17 protein-coding genes are annotated in these 18,369 nt (G+C 73.3%); 5 read left to right on the top strand and 12 right to left on the bottom strand.

Going from position 1 to position 18,369, the window contains the following annotated elements; translation table 11 throughout:
* Nucleotides 1-32 precede the first annotated feature (32 nt).
* Both AB0O28_RS18085 and AB0O28_RS18080 read left to right on the top strand, forming a co-directional pair.
* Nucleotides 33-329 (top strand): hypothetical protein, encoded by a 297-nt coding sequence (locus AB0O28_RS18085; protein WP_142572591.1) that lies wholly within the window; start codon nucleotides 33-35, stop codon nucleotides 327-329.
* Entirely contained in the window at nucleotides 329-1,387 is a 1,059-nt protein-coding gene (locus AB0O28_RS18080; RefSeq protein WP_363641406.1) for a DUF6745 domain-containing protein, read from the top strand. Before AB0O28_RS18085 ends, AB0O28_RS18080 begins: the two co-directional genes overlap by 1 nt.
* On the opposite strand, the gene AB0O28_RS18075 is transcribed toward AB0O28_RS18080, so the two are convergent.
* From AB0O28_RS18075 to AB0O28_RS18040, 8 genes are all read right to left on the bottom strand, one after another.
* A complete protein-coding gene (locus AB0O28_RS18075) occupies nucleotides 1,363-2,214 on the bottom strand; it encodes an STM4011 family radical SAM protein (protein ID WP_363641404.1) in 852 nt (283 codons plus the stop codon). The genes AB0O28_RS18080 and AB0O28_RS18075 overlap by 25 nt on opposite strands.
* Entirely contained in the window at nucleotides 2,208-3,476 is a 1,269-nt protein-coding gene (locus AB0O28_RS18070) for an STM4012 family radical SAM protein (RefSeq protein ID WP_363641403.1), read from the bottom strand. Before AB0O28_RS18070 ends, AB0O28_RS18075 begins: the two co-directional genes overlap by 7 nt.
* Nucleotides 3,473-4,264, bottom strand: coding sequence for an STM4013/SEN3800 family hydrolase (locus AB0O28_RS18065; protein ID WP_363641450.1), 792 nt, complete (start codon nucleotides 4,262-4,264; stop codon nucleotides 3,473-3,475). The genes AB0O28_RS18070 and AB0O28_RS18065 overlap by 4 nt, the downstream gene beginning before the upstream one ends.
* A complete protein-coding gene (locus AB0O28_RS18060; RefSeq protein ID WP_363641401.1) occupies nucleotides 4,261-5,310 on the bottom strand; it encodes an STM4014 family protein in 1,050 nt (349 codons plus the stop codon). Before AB0O28_RS18060 ends, AB0O28_RS18065 begins: the two co-directional genes overlap by 4 nt.
* Nucleotides 5,307-6,266 (bottom strand): STM4015 family protein, encoded by a 960-nt coding sequence (locus tag AB0O28_RS18055; RefSeq protein WP_363641399.1) that lies wholly within the window; start codon nucleotides 6,264-6,266, stop codon nucleotides 5,307-5,309. The genes AB0O28_RS18060 and AB0O28_RS18055 overlap by 4 nt, the downstream gene beginning before the upstream one ends.
* Nucleotides 6,263-7,222 carry an STM4015 family protein gene (locus AB0O28_RS18050; protein ID WP_363641397.1) on the bottom strand — a complete coding sequence of 320 codons (960 nt, stop codon included), beginning with the start codon at nucleotides 7,220-7,222 and terminating at the stop codon, nucleotides 6,263-6,265. Before AB0O28_RS18050 ends, AB0O28_RS18055 begins: the two co-directional genes overlap by 4 nt.
* Before the next feature lie 64 nt (nucleotides 7,223-7,286).
* Nucleotides 7,287-9,074, bottom strand: a complete 1,788-nt coding sequence (locus AB0O28_RS18045; RefSeq protein WP_363641395.1) for a tetratricopeptide repeat protein — start codon at nucleotides 9,072-9,074, stop codon at nucleotides 7,287-7,289.
* Nucleotides 9,075-9,140: 66 nt separating this feature from the next.
* The gene (locus AB0O28_RS18040) at nucleotides 9,141-10,259 is read right to left on the bottom strand and encodes a Xaa-Pro peptidase family protein (protein WP_363641448.1); all 1,119 of its coding nucleotides are present in this window, start codon (nucleotides 10,257-10,259) and stop codon (nucleotides 9,141-9,143) included.
* A 217-nt stretch (nucleotides 10,260-10,476) separates the two neighbouring features.
* Here AB0O28_RS18040 and AB0O28_RS18035 point away from each other — a divergent pair, with 217 nt between their 5' ends.
* A complete protein-coding gene (locus AB0O28_RS18035; protein WP_363641393.1) occupies nucleotides 10,477-11,373 on the top strand; it encodes a PP2C family protein-serine/threonine phosphatase in 897 nt (298 codons plus the stop codon).
* Between the two features lie 25 nt (nucleotides 11,374-11,398).
* Nucleotides 11,399-12,301 (top strand): 5'-3' exonuclease H3TH domain-containing protein, encoded by a 903-nt coding sequence (locus AB0O28_RS18030; RefSeq protein WP_363641446.1) that lies wholly within the window; start codon nucleotides 11,399-11,401, stop codon nucleotides 12,299-12,301.
* Between the two features lie 28 nt (nucleotides 12,302-12,329).
* Here the strand turns inward: AB0O28_RS18030 and AB0O28_RS18025 are convergent, their stop codons facing one another.
* The gene (locus tag AB0O28_RS18025) at nucleotides 12,330-13,184 is read right to left on the bottom strand and encodes a helix-turn-helix transcriptional regulator (RefSeq protein ID WP_363641391.1); all 855 of its coding nucleotides are present in this window, start codon (nucleotides 13,182-13,184) and stop codon (nucleotides 12,330-12,332) included.
* A gap of 118 nt (nucleotides 13,185-13,302) precedes the next feature.
* Between AB0O28_RS18025 and AB0O28_RS18020 the strand changes: the two genes are divergently transcribed.
* Entirely contained in the window at nucleotides 13,303-14,730 is a 1,428-nt protein-coding gene (locus AB0O28_RS18020; RefSeq protein ID WP_363641389.1) for an RNB domain-containing ribonuclease, read from the top strand.
* A 228-nt stretch (nucleotides 14,731-14,958) separates the two neighbouring features.
* Here AB0O28_RS18020 and AB0O28_RS18015 read toward each other — a convergent pair whose 3' ends face one another.
* The 3 genes from AB0O28_RS18015 to AB0O28_RS18005 form a co-directional block, all read right to left on the bottom strand.
* Nucleotides 14,959-15,279, bottom strand: coding sequence for an enoyl-CoA hydratase/isomerase family protein (locus AB0O28_RS18015; protein WP_363641444.1), 321 nt, complete (start codon nucleotides 15,277-15,279; stop codon nucleotides 14,959-14,961).
* On the bottom strand, nucleotides 15,270-15,548 hold the full coding sequence (locus AB0O28_RS18010) for a hypothetical protein (RefSeq protein ID WP_363641387.1): 279 nt from the start codon (nucleotides 15,546-15,548) through the stop codon (nucleotides 15,270-15,272). The genes AB0O28_RS18015 and AB0O28_RS18010 overlap by 10 nt, the downstream gene beginning before the upstream one ends.
* Nucleotides 15,549-15,617: 69 nt before the next feature.
* Nucleotides 15,618-18,335: a DEAD/DEAH box helicase gene (locus AB0O28_RS18005; protein ID WP_363641385.1), complete on the bottom strand. Its 2,718-nt coding sequence runs from the start codon at nucleotides 18,333-18,335 to the stop codon at nucleotides 15,618-15,620.
* Nucleotides 18,336-18,369: the final 34 nt, after the last annotated feature.

Here is an 18,369-nt window from a genome sequence, read left to right as displayed (position 1 = left end):
TTGCGATCATCGCCGAGACCGGAGGTCGACTGATGTATCGACAGGGAGACGTGTTGATCGTGCCCGTGACGGAGGAGTCGGTGCCGCGCGGGCTGCGGCCGGTGCCGCGCGATCCGCGCGGGAGGCTGGTGCTGGCGGAGGGCGAGGCGACCGGGCACTGCCACGCGATCCCGGGCCCGGGAACGCTGTATCCGGGGTTCCTGCACCTGCCCGCGGGAGGACGCCTCGTCCACGAGGAGCACGACCCGATCCCGCTGCCGAAGGGCTGGTTCCGGGTGATCCGCCAGCGGGAGTACGTGCCCGGCTCGTTCCGCACGGTGGCCGACTGATGGGCCGGCTGATGGAGACCCTGGCCTGGGAGCAGGTGGCCTTCGCGACCGGCGTGGGAGACCACGACGAGGCGCAGGCGGGGGTGCGGCTGGCCTACCGCGAGGCGGGCCTGCGCGAGCCGGAGGTGATCGTACGGCTGGCCTCCCCCGCCGCCGGGGCGATCGCGGCGGTGTGGCTGCTCGGCACCGACGAGGTCCGGGCGGCGATGGAGGAGGTCGGCTTCGGGCGGCTGCGGGCCCTCGACGGCATCGACCCCGGGGTCTCGGTGCGGTACGAGGCCCGCACCGTGCCCTGGGAGAGCGCCAGGGCTGAGGCGAGCGCCGAGGCCGGGCCCGCCGGCTGGGCCCGGTTGTGGGAGGAGACGGGCGGGCGGCTGTGGCCGCGCGTCGACCGGCTGGTCACCGAGATCCGCAGGGCCATCGGCGACCTCGGCGGCGACGTGCTGCGCCAGGCGACGCTCGACGCGGTGCTCGGCCAGCACGACGCGCCCTGGCTGTCGGCCTTCGAGTGCGTGGAGGGGCTGGAGGGGCTCAAGCGGGTCGCGCGGCACGCGGGCTGGTGGTGGCCGTACGAGCGGGTCGCGATCGTCACCGACCGTCCGGTGGAGCTGCACCTGGACGACGCGGGGCGGCTGCACAGGGCTGAAGGCCCGGCCCTGTCGTACGCCGACGGCTTCACGCTGAACGCCTGGCACGGGATGCCGGTCCCCGCGGGGTTCGGCGCGACCATGGCCGCGCTCACCCCCGAGCGCATCCGCGCGGAGGAGAACGCCGAGCTGCGCCGGGTCATGCTGGAGCACTTCGGCCTCGACCGCTACCTCGCCGAGTCGGGCGCCCGGCCGCGGCACTCCGACGAGACCGGCGTCCTGTGGCGGATCGACCTGCCGGGCGACGAGCCGGTGGTGATGGTCGAGGTGGTCAACTCGACGCCCGAGCCGGACGGCACCCGGCGCACCTACTTCCTGCGGGTCCCGCCGTGGGTGACCAGGGCACGCCAGGGGGTGGCGTGGACCTTCGGCGTACGTGAGGAGGACTACCACCCCGAGCGGGAGACCTGACCCCACGCGGCCGGGATGCGTTCCAGGACCCCGCCGAGGAAGACGTCGTAGAGGCCGAGAGGCTCCAGGTGGACGTACCCGATGTGGCAGTCGCAGACGGGCAGCGGGCAGGCGCGGGGCCGCAGGGCGGGCCGGTACGAGCCGTCGTAGAGGTTGCCCAGCACCTCCGGCACGAAGTGGCAGCGCCTGACCGTCCCGTCGCCGTCCACCGAGATCACGCTGTCCCCGGTGCGGCACGGCAGGCCCAGGCTGCGGTGCGCGTGCCTGCTGTGGCCGAACAGCGGGTCGACCGCCGTCCAGTCCGCGGCCTCGGCGTCGCTGTAGACCCGGCCCTCCTGGGCGTTGACCCACAGGTAGGTCTCGGGCGGCAGGTCGGCCCTGAGCCTGCGGGCGTCGGCCAGATGCGCGGGGTCGCCGACGATCCCGACGCTGTGCCGTACGGGCAGCGAGCGGACCTTGGGCAGGAACCGCTCGTAGGGCACCTGCGTGGGGTGGTAGGTCACCCACAGCGCCGCCCGGTCCGACGCCTCCGCCAGCCAGCCGGTGCGGCAGCTCAGGTTCGTCTGGATCGCCACCCGCCGCACGTTGTCCAGCCAGGACAGCCGCACCAGCGCCTCGCGGTACCAGGACCGCACCAGCCCCTCACCCCACGGGGTGAACAGCACCGAGATCTCGGCGTCCTGGGCCGCCACCCACGCCGTGAACCGCTCCAGGGCGGCCCGGTCGGCGCGCAGCTGCTGCGGGGTGTCCCTGCGCTTGGCGAACGGGCAGTAGCCGCAGTCGTAGTCGCAGCTCGCCAGCGGTCCCCGATAGAGGACGGTCAGCACGCGGCGTATCCCTCCATGAGCGTCCTCACCCGCGGCGAGAACAGCGCGGGGCCGATGGCGTCGGAGTGGGCGAGCCCGTCGGGGGTCGGGCGCACGGCGGACGCGTCCGCCGTCAGCCAGCCCGGGAACCGGTCGAGCAGGGGGAAGTCGTCGAGCACGTCGGTGCCGAACCTGGACCGGTAGAGGTCCCGCGACAGTCCCTCGGTCCGCAGCAGCGACTGGATGAGGTGCCGTCTCCTGCGCTCCTCCTCGTCCAGCGCGAACCCCACGTTGGCCACGCCGAAGTCGTCGCGCCGCACGTAGTCGTCGATGATCGCCCGCACGTGCCGGGCCCCGACCGCGTACTCGAAGGAGTGGTGCAGCGTGCTCGTGTAGGACCTGGCTCCGCAGCCGAGGCCGGCCATGCCGTCGGTCTGGCAGCAGTAGTCCGTGGCGGCGTCCGGACCGGGCAGCCGGAACATCCGCATGGACACCTGTTCGTACCCCGCGTCGAGCAGGTGGTCGCGGCCCTGGCGGTACAGCTCCATCCGCTGGTCGTCCCAGGCACGGCCCTGCTTTCCGAGCCCGGTGAGCGGCCGGACGTACAGCGGGTAGAGGTACAGCTCCTCCGGCTTCCACGTCAGCGCGGCGTCCAGCGAGTAGTGCCAGGAGTCCGGCGTCTGCCCGTCGATGCCGTAGATCAGGTCGATGTTGAGGGCCGCGCTGCCCGACGCGCGGATCGCGTCGAGCGCGGCGTCCACCTCCGCGCGCTTCTGCGGCCGTACGGCCGCGCGGGCCTCGGCGTCCACGAAGCTCTGCACGCCGATCGAGATCCGGCTCGCGCCCCGCTCGGCCAGCACGGCCAGCCGGTCGGGCGTGGCGGTGGCCGGGGAGGTCTCCACCGACAGCGGAATCTCCCGCAGGTCGACGCCCATCGCCTGCTCTGTGAGGTCGAACAGGCGGGTCAGCTCCCGGGCGTCCAGATAGGTGGGCGTGCCGCCGCCGAAGGCGGCCGTCGTGAAGCGCGGCTCGTCCAGGGCGGCCCGCACGGCTCGCGCCTGCCGTTCCAGGGCGTCCAGGTAGGCGCCGATGAGGCCCTCCGGAGCGCCGGTGCGGGTGAACAGGTTGCAGAACCCGCACCGCATCTCGCAGAACGGGATGTGGACGTACAGCGCGCCCGCCCGTTCCCCCGCCCAGACCTCGCTCAGGGCCGGGCGCGGATCGAGCGGCCGGTAAGCGGTCTTGTGCGGGTAGGCGTAGACGTAGCCCTCGTAAGGCGTCAATCGTGCTCCCCATGGGGATTTGCCAGGATGAACTCGGCGTAGGGCACCGTCCAGACGACCTCGTGGCCGACGCGGTGCCCGACGTGCCCGTCCTCGCCGTACGCCGTGCCGTGGTCGGAGCAGACGATGACGAGGCAGGGCCGGCGCATCAGCGCGTACAGCCTGCCGATGTGCCGGTCGACGTATTCGAGCGCGGCGGCGTGGGTGTCCGGGCCGTCCCCGGTGGCGCCGGGCAGGTAGAAGTGGTTGGGCTGGTGCAGCGCCGACACGTTGACGAACAGGAAGACCGGCCGGTCCCGCCGGGCCAGCACCTCCTCGGCGCGGTCGATCTGCCGTTCCAGCGAATGAGGGCCGGTCACCCCGAACTCCGGCTCCCAGTGGCTCTCCGCGAACAGCCCGGGCAGCGCCGAGCCCAGCGGAGTCAGCTTGTTGAAGAACCCCACTCCGCCGATGCACACCGTGTGGTAGCCGGCGCGGGCGAGCCCGGTGGGCAGGTCGGGCGCGTCGAACACCCAGGTGCCCGCCCCGGTCGTCTCGCTGCCGGGGAACGTCGCGGCGAACGGGCGCGGGTGCGGCCCCGGTGTGACCGGCGTGGGCAGGAACCCCGCGAAGATCGCGGCGTGCGCGGCGTAGGTGAAGCTGCCGGGGCTGTGCCGCCGCTCCCACCTCCTGCCGCCGGGCAGCAGATTGGGCAGCCGCCCGGCGTCGGCCAGCTCGGCCGCGACGTCGTAGCGGAGCGTGTCGAGCGTGACCAGGAGAATGTCGTGGGTCCCCACGACCTCGTTCATGTCCATGGCCGGTCCAGGATCGCCTCCACCTGCTCGGCGTAGGTGTCCCTGCCCTCGCCCGCCAGGTCGCCCAGGCCGGGCAGGAGGTCGCCGAACGCGTTGACCTCCGCCACGGCCACCGACCGCCGGTCGGCGCCGACCATGAGGTCGACGCCGGCGGTCAGGCTTCCCGGGAAGCACGCGGCGGTCCGGGCGGCCACGTCGAGCACCCGCTCCCACAGGCCGGGCCGGGCCCTGACCACGCCGAGGTCCCCCCTCAGGCCGCCGAGATGCAGGTTGGTGATCGGCGTCCTGCTCGTGCGCGTCACCGCGTGGGTCGGGCTCCCGGCCACGGTCACGACACGCAGGTCGAACGTCCTGCCGCCCGCCGACGCCTTCGGGAACCACCGCTCCACGTGCAGCCCGTCGGGGGCGAGCGTCTCGACCAGCTCCTTCACATCGGCCTCGTCCTCATAGGTGCGGACCCGCAGCGAATTGCACAGCGTGCCGCCGATCCACGCCGCGGACGTGACCGCCTTGACCCGGCCGGCGTGGGCCTGGAAGGCGACCACCCCGGAGGCCGACGAGCCGTGGGCGGGCTTGACGAACACGCGGGCCCAGCCCCGCTCGGCCATCCGCTCGCGCAGCTCGCCGTACGAGCCGGCCGCGAAGGCGGGCGGCACCGGCACCCCGGCCGCCGACAGCCGGGCGTGACAGCGGCGTTTGTCGAACATCACCGCGATCTCCTCGGCGTTTCCCAGCAGGCGGACGCCGGGAAGCACGGCGATCCTCCGCAGCCCCGCCGTGAAGGCGGCGTACCAGGCCGCGCCCCCGCCGACCCGGGTCGGGTCCCCCGGTCCGCGCAGCAGCGCGTCGATCTCGGCGTCCTCGCCCGGCGAGTCGATCCGCACGAGCGTCCCCGGCGGCAGGCCGATCTCGCCGCCGGTCAGCACGTCACGCCACGGGACCACCAGCGGTTCCGGCAGCCCCCGGGCGACGACGGCGTCGCGGAACATCGTGACCCGCCGGTCGCCGGGCACCCCGACGACGGCCAGATGGGGCGTCACTCGCTCACCGCCACATAACGCCACTCCTCGGTCTGCCGCTCGGACAGGTCCACGTCGACATCGGGCAGGGACGCCGCGATCATGGCCATCATGGGCTCACCGAGGAAGTGGTGGTGCAGGTCGAGCCGGCGCAGATGGGTCAGCGGCTGCCCGCCGAGCAGCGCCTCCGCACCGATGTCGGTCAGCGCGCCCATGGCGAGGCTGAGCTCCTCCAGCCGGGCCACCACGGGGGCGGCGGCGACGGCCGCCGCGATCTCGTCCTGCGCCGGGCTGTCGCACAGGCCGAGCCGCCGCAGCGCGGGCAGCCGCTCCCCGGACAGGATCGGCGCCAGATCGGCCACGCTGGAGTCTCCTCCGTAGTCCGGCACGCCGAGCCACAGCTCCAGGTGCTCCAACGCCGGAAGGTCACCGACCCCCACCGCCCGCACCACCTCGGCGGGCAGGCCGCCGCACTCGAACCGCAGCACGCGCAGCCGCTCGTGCCGTACGGGCCGCAGGGTCAGCCCCTCCGACCCGCGGACGTCCAGCCGCTCCAGGCGGGGGAACGCCTCAAGCAGCGGCGTGATGTCGCCCTGCTGGACCCAGGAGATCTCCCACGCCTCCGCGCTGACGAACCCGAGGAAGACCGACCGGAGGCGGGGCAGCCGGTCCGCGTTGGCGGCGAGGAACGCGGGCGCGTTGCGCGCCCCGTAACCGGTCACGGTGATCGACTCGATCAAGCCGCCGTCGACCGTGTCGAGCAACTGCCGGAGCTCCTGCTCCAGCCCCGACTCTTTCCCGTCGCCGGGTGACAACTCGTCGGCGAGAGCCCACGCGACGGCCGTGGGATCGGGGACCGCTTGGCCCGGCGTCACCACCCGCCTGCCCGCGAAGTGCTCCTCGGTCTCCCAGCTGAAACCGTACAGATACAGGTCCTCCCGGACGAAGGTCTCGCCGGGGTCGGGCGCGGTCGTCACTCGCTCACCGCCACGTAACGCCAGACGTCCCCGTCCCCGAAGCGCCTGGCCTCCTCCTGTTTCGACAGGTCGACCTCGACGCCCGGCAGCGCCTCGGTCACCCGGGGGACCATCGCGTCGGTGAGGAAGTGGTGGTGCAGGTCGAGCCTGTTCAGGTGGGTCAGCGGCTGCCCGCCGAGCAGGGCCTCGGCTCCGGCGTCGGTGAGCATGCCCATCGACAGGGCGAGGGACTCCAGCCGCGCGACGACCGGCGCGGAGGCCACGGCCGCCGCGATCTCGTCCTGGATCTCGCTGTCCTGCAGGCCGAGGTGGCGCAGCGTCGGCAGCCGATCCCCGGACAGGATCGGCGCCAGGTCGGCGACCGTGGCGTCTCCGCCGTATTCCTGGATCCCGAGCCACAGGTCCAGGTGCTCCAGGGCGGGCAGGTCGCACGCTCCGATCGCACGCACGACCTTCGCGGGCAGCCCGCCGGTCTCGAACCGCAGCATGCGCAGCGACTCGTGCCTGACGGGCCGAAGCCCCAGCCCCGTGCCGCCGCGCACCTCCAGCCGTTCCAGCCGCGGGAACGCCTCCAGCAGCGGGGTCACGTCCGACTGCTGGATCCAGGAGATCTCCGCCTCGTCGCTGCTGATCGCGCCGACGAAGAGCGAACGGAGCCCGGGAAACCAGGCGGCGTTGTCCGCGAGCAGGCCGACCAGGTGCTCCGACGAGGTCTCGTAGCAGTTCCCCCAGCCCCCGATCACCAGTGCCGGGACCTTGGCCGTGTCGACACGCGCAAGCAGCGCGTCGAACGCCTCCTCGATCTCGTAGTCGTCCCAGCCCGAGCTGATCCGCACCGCCACCGAAGCCGGGTCGGGGATCTCCTGCTCCTCCGGAGCGATTCCGACGATCGGCAACCCGGCGTAGGTGTCCTCGTAACGATTCTGCTCATCGAAGCGGGCGCCATAGGGGATCATGGATTTCCTTGACTGGGGGGATCTGGTGGGTCCGTCCTACCAGACCCCGGCGACAATTCCGCGATCACGCCTCCGCGGCCAGCGCCCGTACGTCGGGGTGCATGCCGGGAGTCGCCGACACGAGGGCGGCGAGTGAGCCGAGGATCGTCACGGGCCTCGTCTTCGACGCCTCCACGGCGGCCAGGTAGCGCCAGGCCACCAGTCCGGCCACGTCGTCGCGGGCGTCCGGATCCACCCAGGCCGTCGCGATCATCCCCAGCAGGGCGGCCTCGGTCACCCAGTCCTCCGGCCCGTACGCCAGGTCGGCCAGCACGCTCCTGCGCTCGGACTCCGCCCACGCCTGGCCGGCCCGGTGGTGGGCGATGCCGAGGCAGGCCCACGCCTGGACCTGCCTGATCCACAGCGGCACGGCCGCGGGCTCGCCGTACGGCGACAGCGGCGGGTGGACGAGCACGCCGAGCAGGTCGCCGAGAGACAGGCCCGACAGGCGTACGGCGTGGTCGTAGGCGGCCGGCAGGTGCGGCCAGCGCAGCGTCGCGACGGCGGCGACGGCCTCCAGCGCCTCGCGGGACGGCGGCGGCACGGCGGGCACGGCCGTCATGCCGTCGTAACGCCACACCCGGCGTGCCACGCTCCGCACCGGGCCGTGGGCGTACACCTCCGGCACGGTCAGCCGCGCGTCGGGCTCCGGCGCGCCGTCGATGGTCACCTCGAAGCCGGGCACGACCAGGGAGAAGGCGAGCAGCGCGCTCGGCGGTTCGGGGGCGGAGACGGTGAGCTCGCCGCCGGCCGGGACCTCCTCCTGCTCCACCAGCTGGTAGAGCACGTCGATCACCGACTCCGTCGGGCCGGGGACGCGTCCCAGCCAGAGACGCAGCGCGCAGTGCTCGCCGAGGACCGCGTCACCGTGCTCGTTGCCGGGGTCGTCGCGCAGGTGATCGGCCAGCTCCACCAGGTGCCGGACGTCCCCGTCCCGTTCGAAACGCATTCCGCAGGCCGTCGGATAGGCGTTCGCGTGCCGGGGCTCGCGCCGCAGCGCGCGCTCCACCCACTCCAGGCCCTCCTCCGGGCGGCCGCTGTCGTGCAGCATCTCGCCGATGTCGGTGTACAACGCGAGGTTCGCGGGGTCGTGCTCGAGCGCCCGCACCATGGCCCGCTCGGCCTCGGGCCACCGGCGTAGGTCGCGGTACGCGTATCCCTCGGCCAGGGCGGCCTGGAAGGACGGCACCAGCGCGTAGGAGCGGGCGGCCAGCTCCACCGCCTCCTCGGCGTCCCCCACCCGGCGCAGGAGGAGCGAGGCCGGCCAGAGCAGCGCCGCGACGTCCGGGTGCGCGCGCAGCGCGCCCCGCACCAGGGCGACGTACGGCAGCAGCGCCTCGCGGCCGTCCTCCGGCACCGTGCCGGGCAGCCCGGAGGCCAGCAGCGAGACGAGTGAGCCCAGTTCGCCGGGCGGGATCCGCCCGGGCAGCTCGGGGTCGAGCACCCACGGCACGTGGGCCCAGCGTCCGCCCGGCTCGTGCCGCTGCACCGAGATCAGCAGGCGCAGCGCGGGCACGTGCTCGCCTCGCGCGGCCAGTGCGTGGGCGCGGGCCAGCGCGGTGCCGAGGAAGACCGGCTCCTCCAGGGGAAACAGGTCCGGCCCGCCGCCCGGCCCGGCCAGCAGCCGCGCCAGCGTCTCGTGGGCCTCGGGCAGGGCGGGATCGCAGGCCAGCGCCGCCGCGACGTGCGCGGCGGCGTGCCCGGTCTCCCCGTCCGCCAGGGCCAGGCGCGCCATGCTGACCTCGCCCTCGGCCTGGGCGCGGGGATCGTCCATGCCCTCGCCGATGCCTCCGCCCATGCCCTCGTGCGTCATACGTCCTCCGATACGGCAGTTGTGATCATCACTCTGCCAGGGCCGCGGAGAGCACGGTCGCGAGGATCAGCCGATCACGACCAGGTCCCTGGTGGTGTTGTTCATCCGCTCTCCGGCGGTCTCGCCGCACACGACGATGTCCTCGATCCGGGCGCCGTGCCGTCCGGGCAGGTAGATGCCCGGCTCGACGGAGAAGGCGAACCCGGGCGCCATCTCCTCGGTGTTGCCCGCGACGATGTACGGCTCCTCGTGCGTCTCCAGGCCGATGCCGTGTCCGGTCCGGTGGACGAAGTACTCGCCGTACCCCGCCTCCGCGATCACTTCGCGGGCGGCGGCGTCCACCGACTCGCAGCTCACACCGGGCCTGACGTGGGCGCAGGCGGCCTCCTGGGCGCGCTTGAGCACCTCGTAGTAGGCCGTGAACTCCGCCGGCGGCTCGCCCACGCAGTACGTCCGGGTGGAGTCCGAGCAGTAGCCGCTCGGCATGACGCCGCCGATGTCCACGACGACGGGCTCGCCGGGCCGGATCACCCGGTCGGTCAGCTCGGCGTGCGGGCTGGCGCCGTTCGGCCCGGACCCGACGATCACGAAGTCGACCCGGGCGTGCCCCGCGTCGAGGATCGCCTCCGCGATGTCCTTGCCGACCTCGCGCTCGGTACGACCGGCCTTGAGCAACCGGGGCACCAGACCGTGCACGGCGTCGATGGCCGCTCCCGCCTCCGCGAGCGCCGCGGCCTCGGCCGGCGACTTGCGCATCCGCAGCTCGCGCAGGACGCTCCCGGCCGGCACCTGCTCGGCTCCGGGCATGACCGCGCGGAACCGCAGCGACTGCAGCGCCCACATCCGGTCGGCGAGCCCGACCCGGGCGACCGGGCCCAGGCGGCGGGCCACCTCGGCGAACGGGTCGTCGGTCTCGTCCCACGCGACGAACTCGACGCCGAGCCGGGAGGCGGGCGAGTGCTCGGCCGCCGGCAGTTCCAGGCGCGGCACCATCAGGAACGGCTCGCCGGACGCCGGCACGACGAGACAGGTGAGGCGTTCCAGAGGCAGGGCGTCGTAGCCGGTCACGTAGCGCAGGTCCGGGCCCGGCGTCAGCAGCAGCGCGTCGAGGCCGGCGCGGCCGATGGCCTCGCGTACGGCGGCGGGACGGGTCGTCGGGTACAGGTCGGAAGGCTCCGGGGACATCGTCGTCACGCGACCTAATGTAACGAGCGGCGGCGCCGGCGAAACACGCAGGGCTTCTACCACACGCGCCACGCGGGCGAGCCTCGTGGGGCTTTGGCTTATTCCACGCGAAGGAAGAAAACCGACCCCCCAGTGATGCAGGACTGCTACGCTCCGCGTCAGGGCGATCACAGAACGTCCGAACGGCAATGCAAGAGCGGCATCGAGAGCGAGACAGATGGCCGGCGTAGTGGGCGGCACAAGGCCCGCCCTTCCCCCCGCGGACGACCGCGACCCGGACGTGACCCCCGGCGCCGCCCCCGTCGGCACCCTCACTGTGCAGAACATCGGCGGACGGCGGTGGACGGGGCGCCGCGAGCGGGCGGCCGAGGAGCGCCGCGTCGCATTGGCGTTGCGGGAGGCGATCCTTCCCGAACCCGGCGCGTCGATCGAGCTGCCCCACGCCAGGATCGCGGTCCGGTACGTCCCTGCGGGCCGGGCGTCGAGCCTCGGGGGCGACTGGTACGACGCGGCTCCGCTGCCCGACGGGCGCATGTTCCTCGCCGTGGGCGACGTGTCGGGGCACGGCCTGCCCGCGATCGCCGAGATGGCGCAGCTGCGGCACGCGCTGCTCGGCCTGAGCATGACCGGGGCATCCCCCGGCATGCTGCTGACCTGGCTTAACGACCTGGTCCTCACCCGGCTGGACGACACCACGGCGACCGCCGTATGCGGCCACTTCGACCCGGTGACCCGCCTTTTCACGTGGGCACAGGCGGGCCACCCCGCCCCGATCCTGGTGCGTCGCGGGGGCGCGCGCCAGCTCGGGGCGCCCCGGGGGGTCGTGCTCGGGGCGATGCCGGGCCTGCCGTACGGAGTGGCCGACGTCCGGCTCGAGCCCGGCGACCTGCTGCTGATGTTCACCGACGGCCTGGTCGAGCGCCGCTCCCGCGACATCGGCGCGGGGGTGTCCCTCATCGTGGAGGCGGCCGTGTCGACCGGCCTCGGCGAGCGCGGCACGGACCTCGACACGGGCCTCGACCGCCTGCTGGAGGCGATCGGCGGCCCCAACCCCGAGGACGACACGTGCCTGCTGGCCGTCGCGGTCACCGGAGAGGGTCCGCGGCACCCCTGACAGGCATGACAATGGCAGGGTGCAGATGCTTCTCGACACCCCGTCGCTGTACTTCCGCGCCTTCTACGGGATCCCGGAGTCGGTGACCTCGCCGGACGGCATGCCGGTCAACGCGGTGCGCGGCCTTCTCGACATGATCGCCACCCTGGTCCGGCAGCACCAGCCCGCCCAGCTGGTGGCCTGCATGGACGCCGACTGGCGGCCGGCGTTCCGGGTGGCCGCGATCCCGTCCTACAAGGCGCACCGGGTGGCGAGCGGCGACGAGGAGGAGGTGCCGGACACGCTGGCCCCGCAGGTCCCCGTCATCGAAGAGGTCCTGGACGCGCTCGGCATCGCCCGCGTCGGCGTCGCCGGGTACGAGGCCGACGACGTGATCGGCACCTACGCGACCGCCGCGACGGGAGCCGTGGACATCGTCACGGGCGACCGCGACCTGTTCCAGCTCGTCGACGACGAGAAGCCCTGCCGGGCGCTCTACACAGTACGAGGCATTCGCAACCTCCAGGTCATCGACGAGGCGTTTGTCCGGGAGAAGTACGGCATTCCGGGCCGGGCGTACGCCGACTTCGCGACGCTGCGCGGCGACCCGAGCGACGGCCTGCCCGGCGTCGCCGGCATCGGGGACAAGACGGCGGCGGCCCTCATCACGCGCTTCGGGTCCCTGGCCGCGTTGCTGGCCGCGCTGGACGGTGCGGTGGACGGGGGCGGCGCCGACGGCTTCCCCGCGGGCGCGCGGAACAAGCTCGCCGCCGCCCGCGACTACCTGGAGGTCGCCCCCGCCGTGGTCCGGGTGGCCCGTGACGTCCCGGTCCCGGACGTCGACATCACCCTGCCCGCCGCGCCGCGCGACCCCGAGCGGCTGGTCGCGCTGTCGGAGAAGTACGGCCTCGACAGCCCGCTGAACCGCCTGCTCGCCGCGCTGTCCTGAGCGCGGCCCTCCCCCGTGCGGGAGGTCCTCAGCGGTGACTGCGGTGGGCGGTCTGCGGGCCGACGGCACGGAGGAGTTCGAGAGCCTCGGCGCTCCTGGATCCCGGCGGCGGCGTGAAGAGACGGAGACGCTGGTCCGCGGCCTGCGTCTGCAGCGTCTCGTAGTCGAACTCGATAGGCCCGACAGACGGGTGCACGACACGTATCCGGCTGGCGCGGCGCACCGCGACCTCGTGCCGCTCCCAGATGGCGGCGAACTCCTCACTCGCCGCCCCGAGCCGGTCGATCAGGGCGCTCGAGGGCCGATCGTAGCCGCGGCCTGTCGCGGCGGCACGCAGGTCCGCGACGTGCATGCGGCTGAGGCGGTCGTGTTCCTCGGCGGGGTACGGCTCGCGCACGAACGGGTCGGTGAACCAGCGCCACACGATGTTCCGGTCCGGTTCCTCGACGGTGCACACGCACCCGAACAGCGCCTCGGCCAGGGCGTTCTGGGCGAGCAGGTCGCCGAGGTCGGTGAGCAGCTGGGCCGGCGTGTCGCCCAGCCGGTCGAGGAGATAGAGCAGGGCGGGCCTGACGTGGTCTCCGGCTCGCGTCCCCGCCGGCGGGCGGTGGCCCGCCAGCAGGTAGAGGTGATCGCGCTCGTCCTCGGTCAACCGCAGCGCCCGGGCGAGGGCGCTCAGCAACTGGACCGACGGCTGGGAGCCGCGCGCCTGCTCGATCCGCATCACGTAGTCGGCCGACACCCCGGCCAGCTGGGCCACCTCCTCACGGCGCAGGCCGGGCGTGCGGCGCCGCGGTCCTGCGGGCAGGCCTGCCTCCTGCGGCCGCAGACGCTCACGGGAACGGCGGAGGAAGTCCGCCAGCCTGGCGCGGTCCATTGTCATGTCACCCATCCTCCGCCCCGGCCCCTTCCTGCTTCGCGCACGCCGGGAGAGCCGATCCTAGACAAGAGGGAGATCCCGGTGGACGTCCGAAAAATCCTGACTCGGGTAAGTTGATCGCGTGCCGTACACGACGATCCGCCTCCGGGACACCGCGGACGGGCTCCGCGACGGGTTCGCCCGCATCCGCAAGGACTTCGACCTGCCGGACGGCTTCCCCGCCCCTGTGCAGGAGGAGGCGGAGCGCGCGGCGGCCGCCCCCGCGCTGCCCACGGAGGACCGGACAGATCTCCCGCTGGTGACCATCGACCCGCCCGGCTCGATGGACCTCGACCAGGCGCTGTGCATCGAGCGGCGCGGGCCGGGTTACCGCGTCTGGTACGCCATCGCCGACGTCGCGGCGTTCGTCCGGCCCGGCGGGGCGATCGACGGCGAGGCGAGGATCCGCGCCGAGACCGTCTACATGGCCGACGGCCGGGTGCCGCTGCACCCGCCGGTCCTGTCGGAGGGCGCGGCCAGCCTGCTGCCCGGGCGGACCCGCCCCGCGGCGCTGTGGCGGCTCGATCTCGCTTCCGACGGCGAGATCGAGGCGGTGGATCTGCGCAGGGCCCTGGTGCGCAGCCGCGAGCGGCTCGACTACGAGACCGTCCAGGCGGCCGTGGACACCGGCCGGGCGGAGGGGACGATAGCGCTGCTCGCCGAGGTGGGGCCGCTGCGGCTGGAGCGGGAGCGGGCCAGGGGCGGGCTGTCGCTGCCGGCCCCTGAGCAGCAGGTGGTCCCCGACGGGAACGGCGGTTATCGGGTGGAGTTCCGCACGGACCACCCCTGCGAGGCCTGGAACGCGCAGATCTCCCTGCTCACGGGGATGGCGGCGGCCCGGATGATGCTGGAGGCGGGCGTGGGCGTGCTGCGGGTCCTCCCCGAAGCGGGCCCGGAGGACGTCGGCAAGGTCCGCAGGGTCGCCGCCGCGCTCGGGGTGCCCTGGCCCGGCGGCGCGTCCTACGCCGAGGTCGTGCACGGGCTCGACCCCGAGATCCCCGGTCATGCCGCCTTCCTGCACGAGTCCACGGTGCTGCTGCGCGGCGCGGCCTACGTCGCCTTCGACGGCGCCGCTCCCGGCCAGGCGCTGCACGCCGCCATGGCCGCGCCGTACGCGCACGTCACCGCGCCGCTGCGGCGGCTGGTCGACCGGTACGGCACGGAGGTCTGCCTGGCCGTGTCCGCGGACGGGCAGGTCCCCGAGGAGGTCAGGCGGGCACTGCCCGAACTGCCGGAGCAGATGGCCTCGGGCGGCAGGCGGGCGGGCGCGGTGGAGCGGGCCTGCGTGGACCTGGTCGAGGCGGCCGTGCTGCGGCCCCGGATCGGCGAGGTCTTCGACGCGGTGGTCGTCGACGTCGCCGACGGCAAGCCGGGCGGGCAGGTGCAGGTCACCGAGCCCGCCGTGATCGCCCGCTGCGACGGCGACCGCCTGCCGCTCGGCGAACGCATCCCCGTACGGCTCACGCGCGCCGACCCCCAGACCCGCGAGGTCCGTTTCACCGCCGCCTGACCGGCCGCCACGGCGGCCCTGCGGCGGCCTCAGGCGCCCAAGCCGCCGCCCTACTACCGGCGGGTGAGTGAAGGTGATCGGCTCTCACCCTCGCACCGTACGCGTCGTGCCGGTGAGCGGTCACGGCTCAGGCTCCCGCACCCGCCGCGGCCAGCAGCTGGTGGGCGTACGCCTCCCGCAGGTCCTCGACGATCCGCCGCTGCCAGGACCGCCGCACGACCGCCCGGGTCAGCCGCCGCGCGGCCCGGGGCGCGGCGGCGGCGATCTCCCACGCCCGGTCCATGAGCCGCTCTGCGGCAGCACCTCGTTGACCAGCCCCCACCGCAAGGCCGTGCCGGCGTCGATCCGCTCTCCCGTGTACGCCAGATAGGCGGCCCGCTTGGCGCCGAGCAGCTCCCGCAGGACGAGATGCATGCCGTCGCCGGGAACCGACCCGGCGGCGAAGTTGCCGTCACCGATCAGGGTGTCGTCGGCGCACAGCGTGATGTCGCACATCAGGGCCAGCTCCTGGCGCGGCCCGGGACCGTTGAGCACTCCGATCACGGGAATGTCGACGTCGAAGGCGAGCCGCTCCAGCGCTTTGACGCCGTCGGAGTACTGCTCGTACAGGACATCCGCCGGCCACTCGGAGACGGGCTCGGCGAAGGACCGGGGGTCGAAACCGCGGGGCCGCCGCCGGTGTGCATGCGGACCTCGGCGATCCCCGTCTCCCTGCGGATGACGAAGTGCTCCTGATATCTGACGGCGTAGTCGTCGAGCTTCGGCCGGGCGACGAAGCCGCCGAGCCGGCGGTCACGGTCGTCCAGGATGTCGCTCACGATGGTCGCTCCACAGGGCCGGGAGTGTGGGCTGCCATCCTAGACGGCCGTGATCACGCTCCCCGGATCTCAGCTGACGGAGGAGTAGGCGACGACCCCGCGGCGCATGGCGTCGACGGCCTTGGCGGCGTTCTCGGCGACCTTGCTCCCCTTCGGTGCGGCGTCCCTGAGCTGGCCGAGCAGGTCGAGCAACTGCTTGACCCAGCGGACGAAGTCGCCCGCCGCGAGGTCGCAGTCGGTCAGCACGGCGTCGAGGCTGTGGCCCTTGGCCCAGCGGAAGGCCGCCCAGGCGAAGCCCACGTCGGGCTCGCGGACGAACGACAGGCCGTGGTCCTCCTCGATGCCCTCCAGCTCGCCCCACAGACGCACCATCTCCGCGAGCGCGTCACGCGTGGCGCCGGCCGGGATCTTGGGGCTGCGGACGTCGTCGGCCTGCCGCGACTCGTACACCAGCGACGACACGCACGCGGCCAGTTCGGCGGGGTCGAGGCGGTTCCACACACCGGCGCGCAGGCACTCGGCCGTGAGCAGGTCCAGCTCGGTGTAGAGCGAGGCCAGCCTGCGGCCCTGTTCCGTGACCGTCTCGCCGTTCAGGTAGCCGAGCTGGTCGAGCACCCCGCAGACCCGGTCGAAGGTCCTGGCGATGACGTGGGAGCGCCCCTCGACCCGGCGGCGCAGCCCCTCGGTCTCCCGCAGCAGCTTGTGGTAACGCTCGGCCCAGCGAGCGTGGTCCTCGCGCTCGTCGCAGCCGTGGCAGGGGTGCTGGCGCAGCTCCCGCCGCAGGCGCGTGATCTCCTCGTCCTCCGCGGCGTGGTCGCGCGCCCGCGGCGGCTTGCCGAGGTCGCGGTCGCCCAGCTTCGCGTGCACGCTCGAGACGAGGTTGGCCCGTTCCTTCGGCGAGCGCGGGTTGAAGCCCTTCGGAATCCTGATCGTGTCGACCGGCTCGACCGGCACCGGGAAGTCGGCCGCCGACAGACGCTTGACCTGCTTACCGATGGTCAGCACCAGCGGCGCGGGCCCCTCGTGCCCCCGGCCGTTCACGCCCGGGTCGAGCACGACCGCGATGCCGGCACGGCGCCCGCCCGGCACCCGGATGACGTCGCCGGGCTTGAGCACCTCCAGGGACTGCACGGCCTGGGCGCGGCGGGCCGCCCCCCGCTGGCGCGACAGCTCGGCCTCGCGGTCCGACAGCCGCCTGCGCATCGCCGCGTACTCCTCGAAGTCGCCGAGGTGGCACGTCATGGCTTCGGCGTAGCCCTCCAGGGCCTGCTCGGCCTTGCGCAGCTGGCGGGCCAGGCCGACCACGGCGCGGTCGGCCTGGAACTGGGCGAAGGAGTCCTCCAGCAGGGTCCGCGCCCGCTCCCTGCCGACCTGCCCGACGAGATTGACCGCCATGTTGTACGACGGCTTGAAGCTGGAGCGCAGCGGATAGGTGCGGGTGCCGGCGAGACCGGCGACGGACAGGGGGTCCATCCCCGGCTGCCAGACCACCACCGCGTGGCCCTCGACGTCGATGCCGCGCCGCCCCGCCCGGCCGGTGAGCTGGGTGTACTCCCCCGGGGTCAGGTCGGCGTGGGTCTCGCCGTTCCACTTGTCGAGCTTCTCGATCACCACGGACCTGGCCGGCATGTTGATGCCGAGCGCCAGCGTCTCGGTCGCGAAGACCGCCTTGACCAGGCCCTTGGTGAACAGCTCCTCCACGACCTCCTTGAACGCCGGCAGCATGCCCGCGTGGTGGGCGGCCAGGCCGCGCTCGAGGCAGTCGCGCCATTCGAGGTAGCCGAGCACCGCGAGGTCCTCGTCCGGCAGGTGCGCGGTCCGCTCGTCCACGATCTGGCGGATCTCGTGGCTCTCGGCCTCGGTGGTGAGGCGCAGCCCCGAGTAGAGGCACTGCATGACGGCGGCGTCGCAGCCGTTCCTGGAGAAGATGAACGTGATCGCGGGCAGCAGGCCCTCGGCGTCGAGCTTCTCGATGACGTCCGACCGGCTCGGCGTCGTGCCCCGGCCCGGCCGCGAATAGCCTCGCCTGCCCCGGGCCTGGGCCAGCCGCATCTCGTCGCGGGCGATCCGCATGAGGGACGGGTTGACCCGCAGGGTGTCGTCGCCCTCGTCGACGAACAGGTCGTACATCCTGTTGCCGACCAGCATGTGCTGCCACAGCGGGACCGGCCGGTGCTCGTCCACGATGACCGTGGTGTCGCCGCGCACCTCGCCCAGCCACTCGCCGAACTCCTCGGCGTTGCTGACCGTGGCCGACAGGGCCACCACCCGCACCGACTCCGGCAGGTGGATGATGACCTCTTCCCAGACCGCGCCGCGGAACCGGTCGGCCAGGTAGTGGACCTCGTCCATCACCACGTACGCGAGACCGGTCAGCGTGTTCGAGCCGGCGTACAGCATGTTGCGCAGGACCTCGGTGGTCATGACCACGATCGGGGCCTCGCCGTTGACACTGTTGTCGCCGGTCAGGAGGCCGACCTTGCCCGCGCCGTACCTCCTGACCAGGTCGTTGTACTTCTGGTTGGACAAGGCCTTGATCGGCGTGGTGTAGAAGCACTTGCGGCCCTGCTCCAGGGCCAGGTGGACGGCGAACTCCCCCACCACCGTCTTGCCCGACCCGGTCGGCGCGGCCACCAGCACGCCGTCCCCGGCTTCCAGCGCCTGACAGGCGTCGATCTGGAACTCGTCGAGCTCGAAGTCGTAAAGCTCGCGGAACGAGGCGAGAGCGGGTCCTGTCCCGGACTGCCCCTCACGGAAGGCGGCATAGCGTTCCGCTGGCGTACTCATACCGTCAACCCTACCGATAACGGGATTCCGGGCG

It is taken from the genome of Microbispora sp. NPDC088329, from assembly GCF_040685655.1.
Classification (GTDB): domain Bacteria; phylum Actinomycetota; class Actinomycetes; order Streptosporangiales; family Streptosporangiaceae; genus Microbispora.
Note: the sequence above shows the minus strand (reverse complement) of the source record. Positions and strands in the feature narration are given on the sequence as shown.

What these genes read in the sequence shown, in the direction of transcription:
- AB0O28_RS18085 (WP_142572591.1), top strand. Translation starts at nt 33, where the DNA reads ATGTATCGACAGGGAGACGTGTTGATCGTGCCCGTGACGGAGGAGTCG.
- AB0O28_RS18080 (WP_363641406.1), top strand. Translation starts at nt 329, where the DNA reads ATGGGCCGGCTGATGGAGACCCTGGCCTGGGAGCAGGTGGCCTTCGCG.
- AB0O28_RS18065 (WP_363641450.1), bottom strand. Translation starts at nt 4,264, where the DNA reads ATGAACGAGGTCGTGGGGACCCACGACATTCTCCTGGTCACGCTCGAC.
- AB0O28_RS18050 (WP_363641397.1), bottom strand. Translation starts at nt 7,222, where the DNA reads ATGATCCCCTATGGCGCCCGCTTCGATGAGCAGAATCGTTACGAGGAC.
- AB0O28_RS18045 (WP_363641395.1), bottom strand. Translation starts at nt 9,074, where the DNA reads ATGACGCACGAGGGCATGGGCGGAGGCATCGGCGAGGGCATGGACGAT.
- AB0O28_RS18040 (WP_363641448.1), bottom strand. Translation starts at nt 10,259, where the DNA reads ATGTCCCCGGAGCCTTCCGACCTGTACCCGACGACCCGTCCCGCCGCC.
- AB0O28_RS18035 (WP_363641393.1), top strand. Translation starts at nt 10,477, where the DNA reads ATGGCCGGCGTAGTGGGCGGCACAAGGCCCGCCCTTCCCCCCGCGGAC.
- AB0O28_RS18030 (WP_363641446.1), top strand. Translation starts at nt 11,399, where the DNA reads ATGCTTCTCGACACCCCGTCGCTGTACTTCCGCGCCTTCTACGGGATC.
- AB0O28_RS18025 (WP_363641391.1), bottom strand. Translation starts at nt 13,184, where the DNA reads ATGACAATGGACCGCGCCAGGCTGGCGGACTTCCTCCGCCGTTCCCGT.
- AB0O28_RS18005 (WP_363641385.1), bottom strand. Translation starts at nt 18,335, where the DNA reads ATGAGTACGCCAGCGGAACGCTATGCCGCCTTCCGTGAGGGGCAGTCC.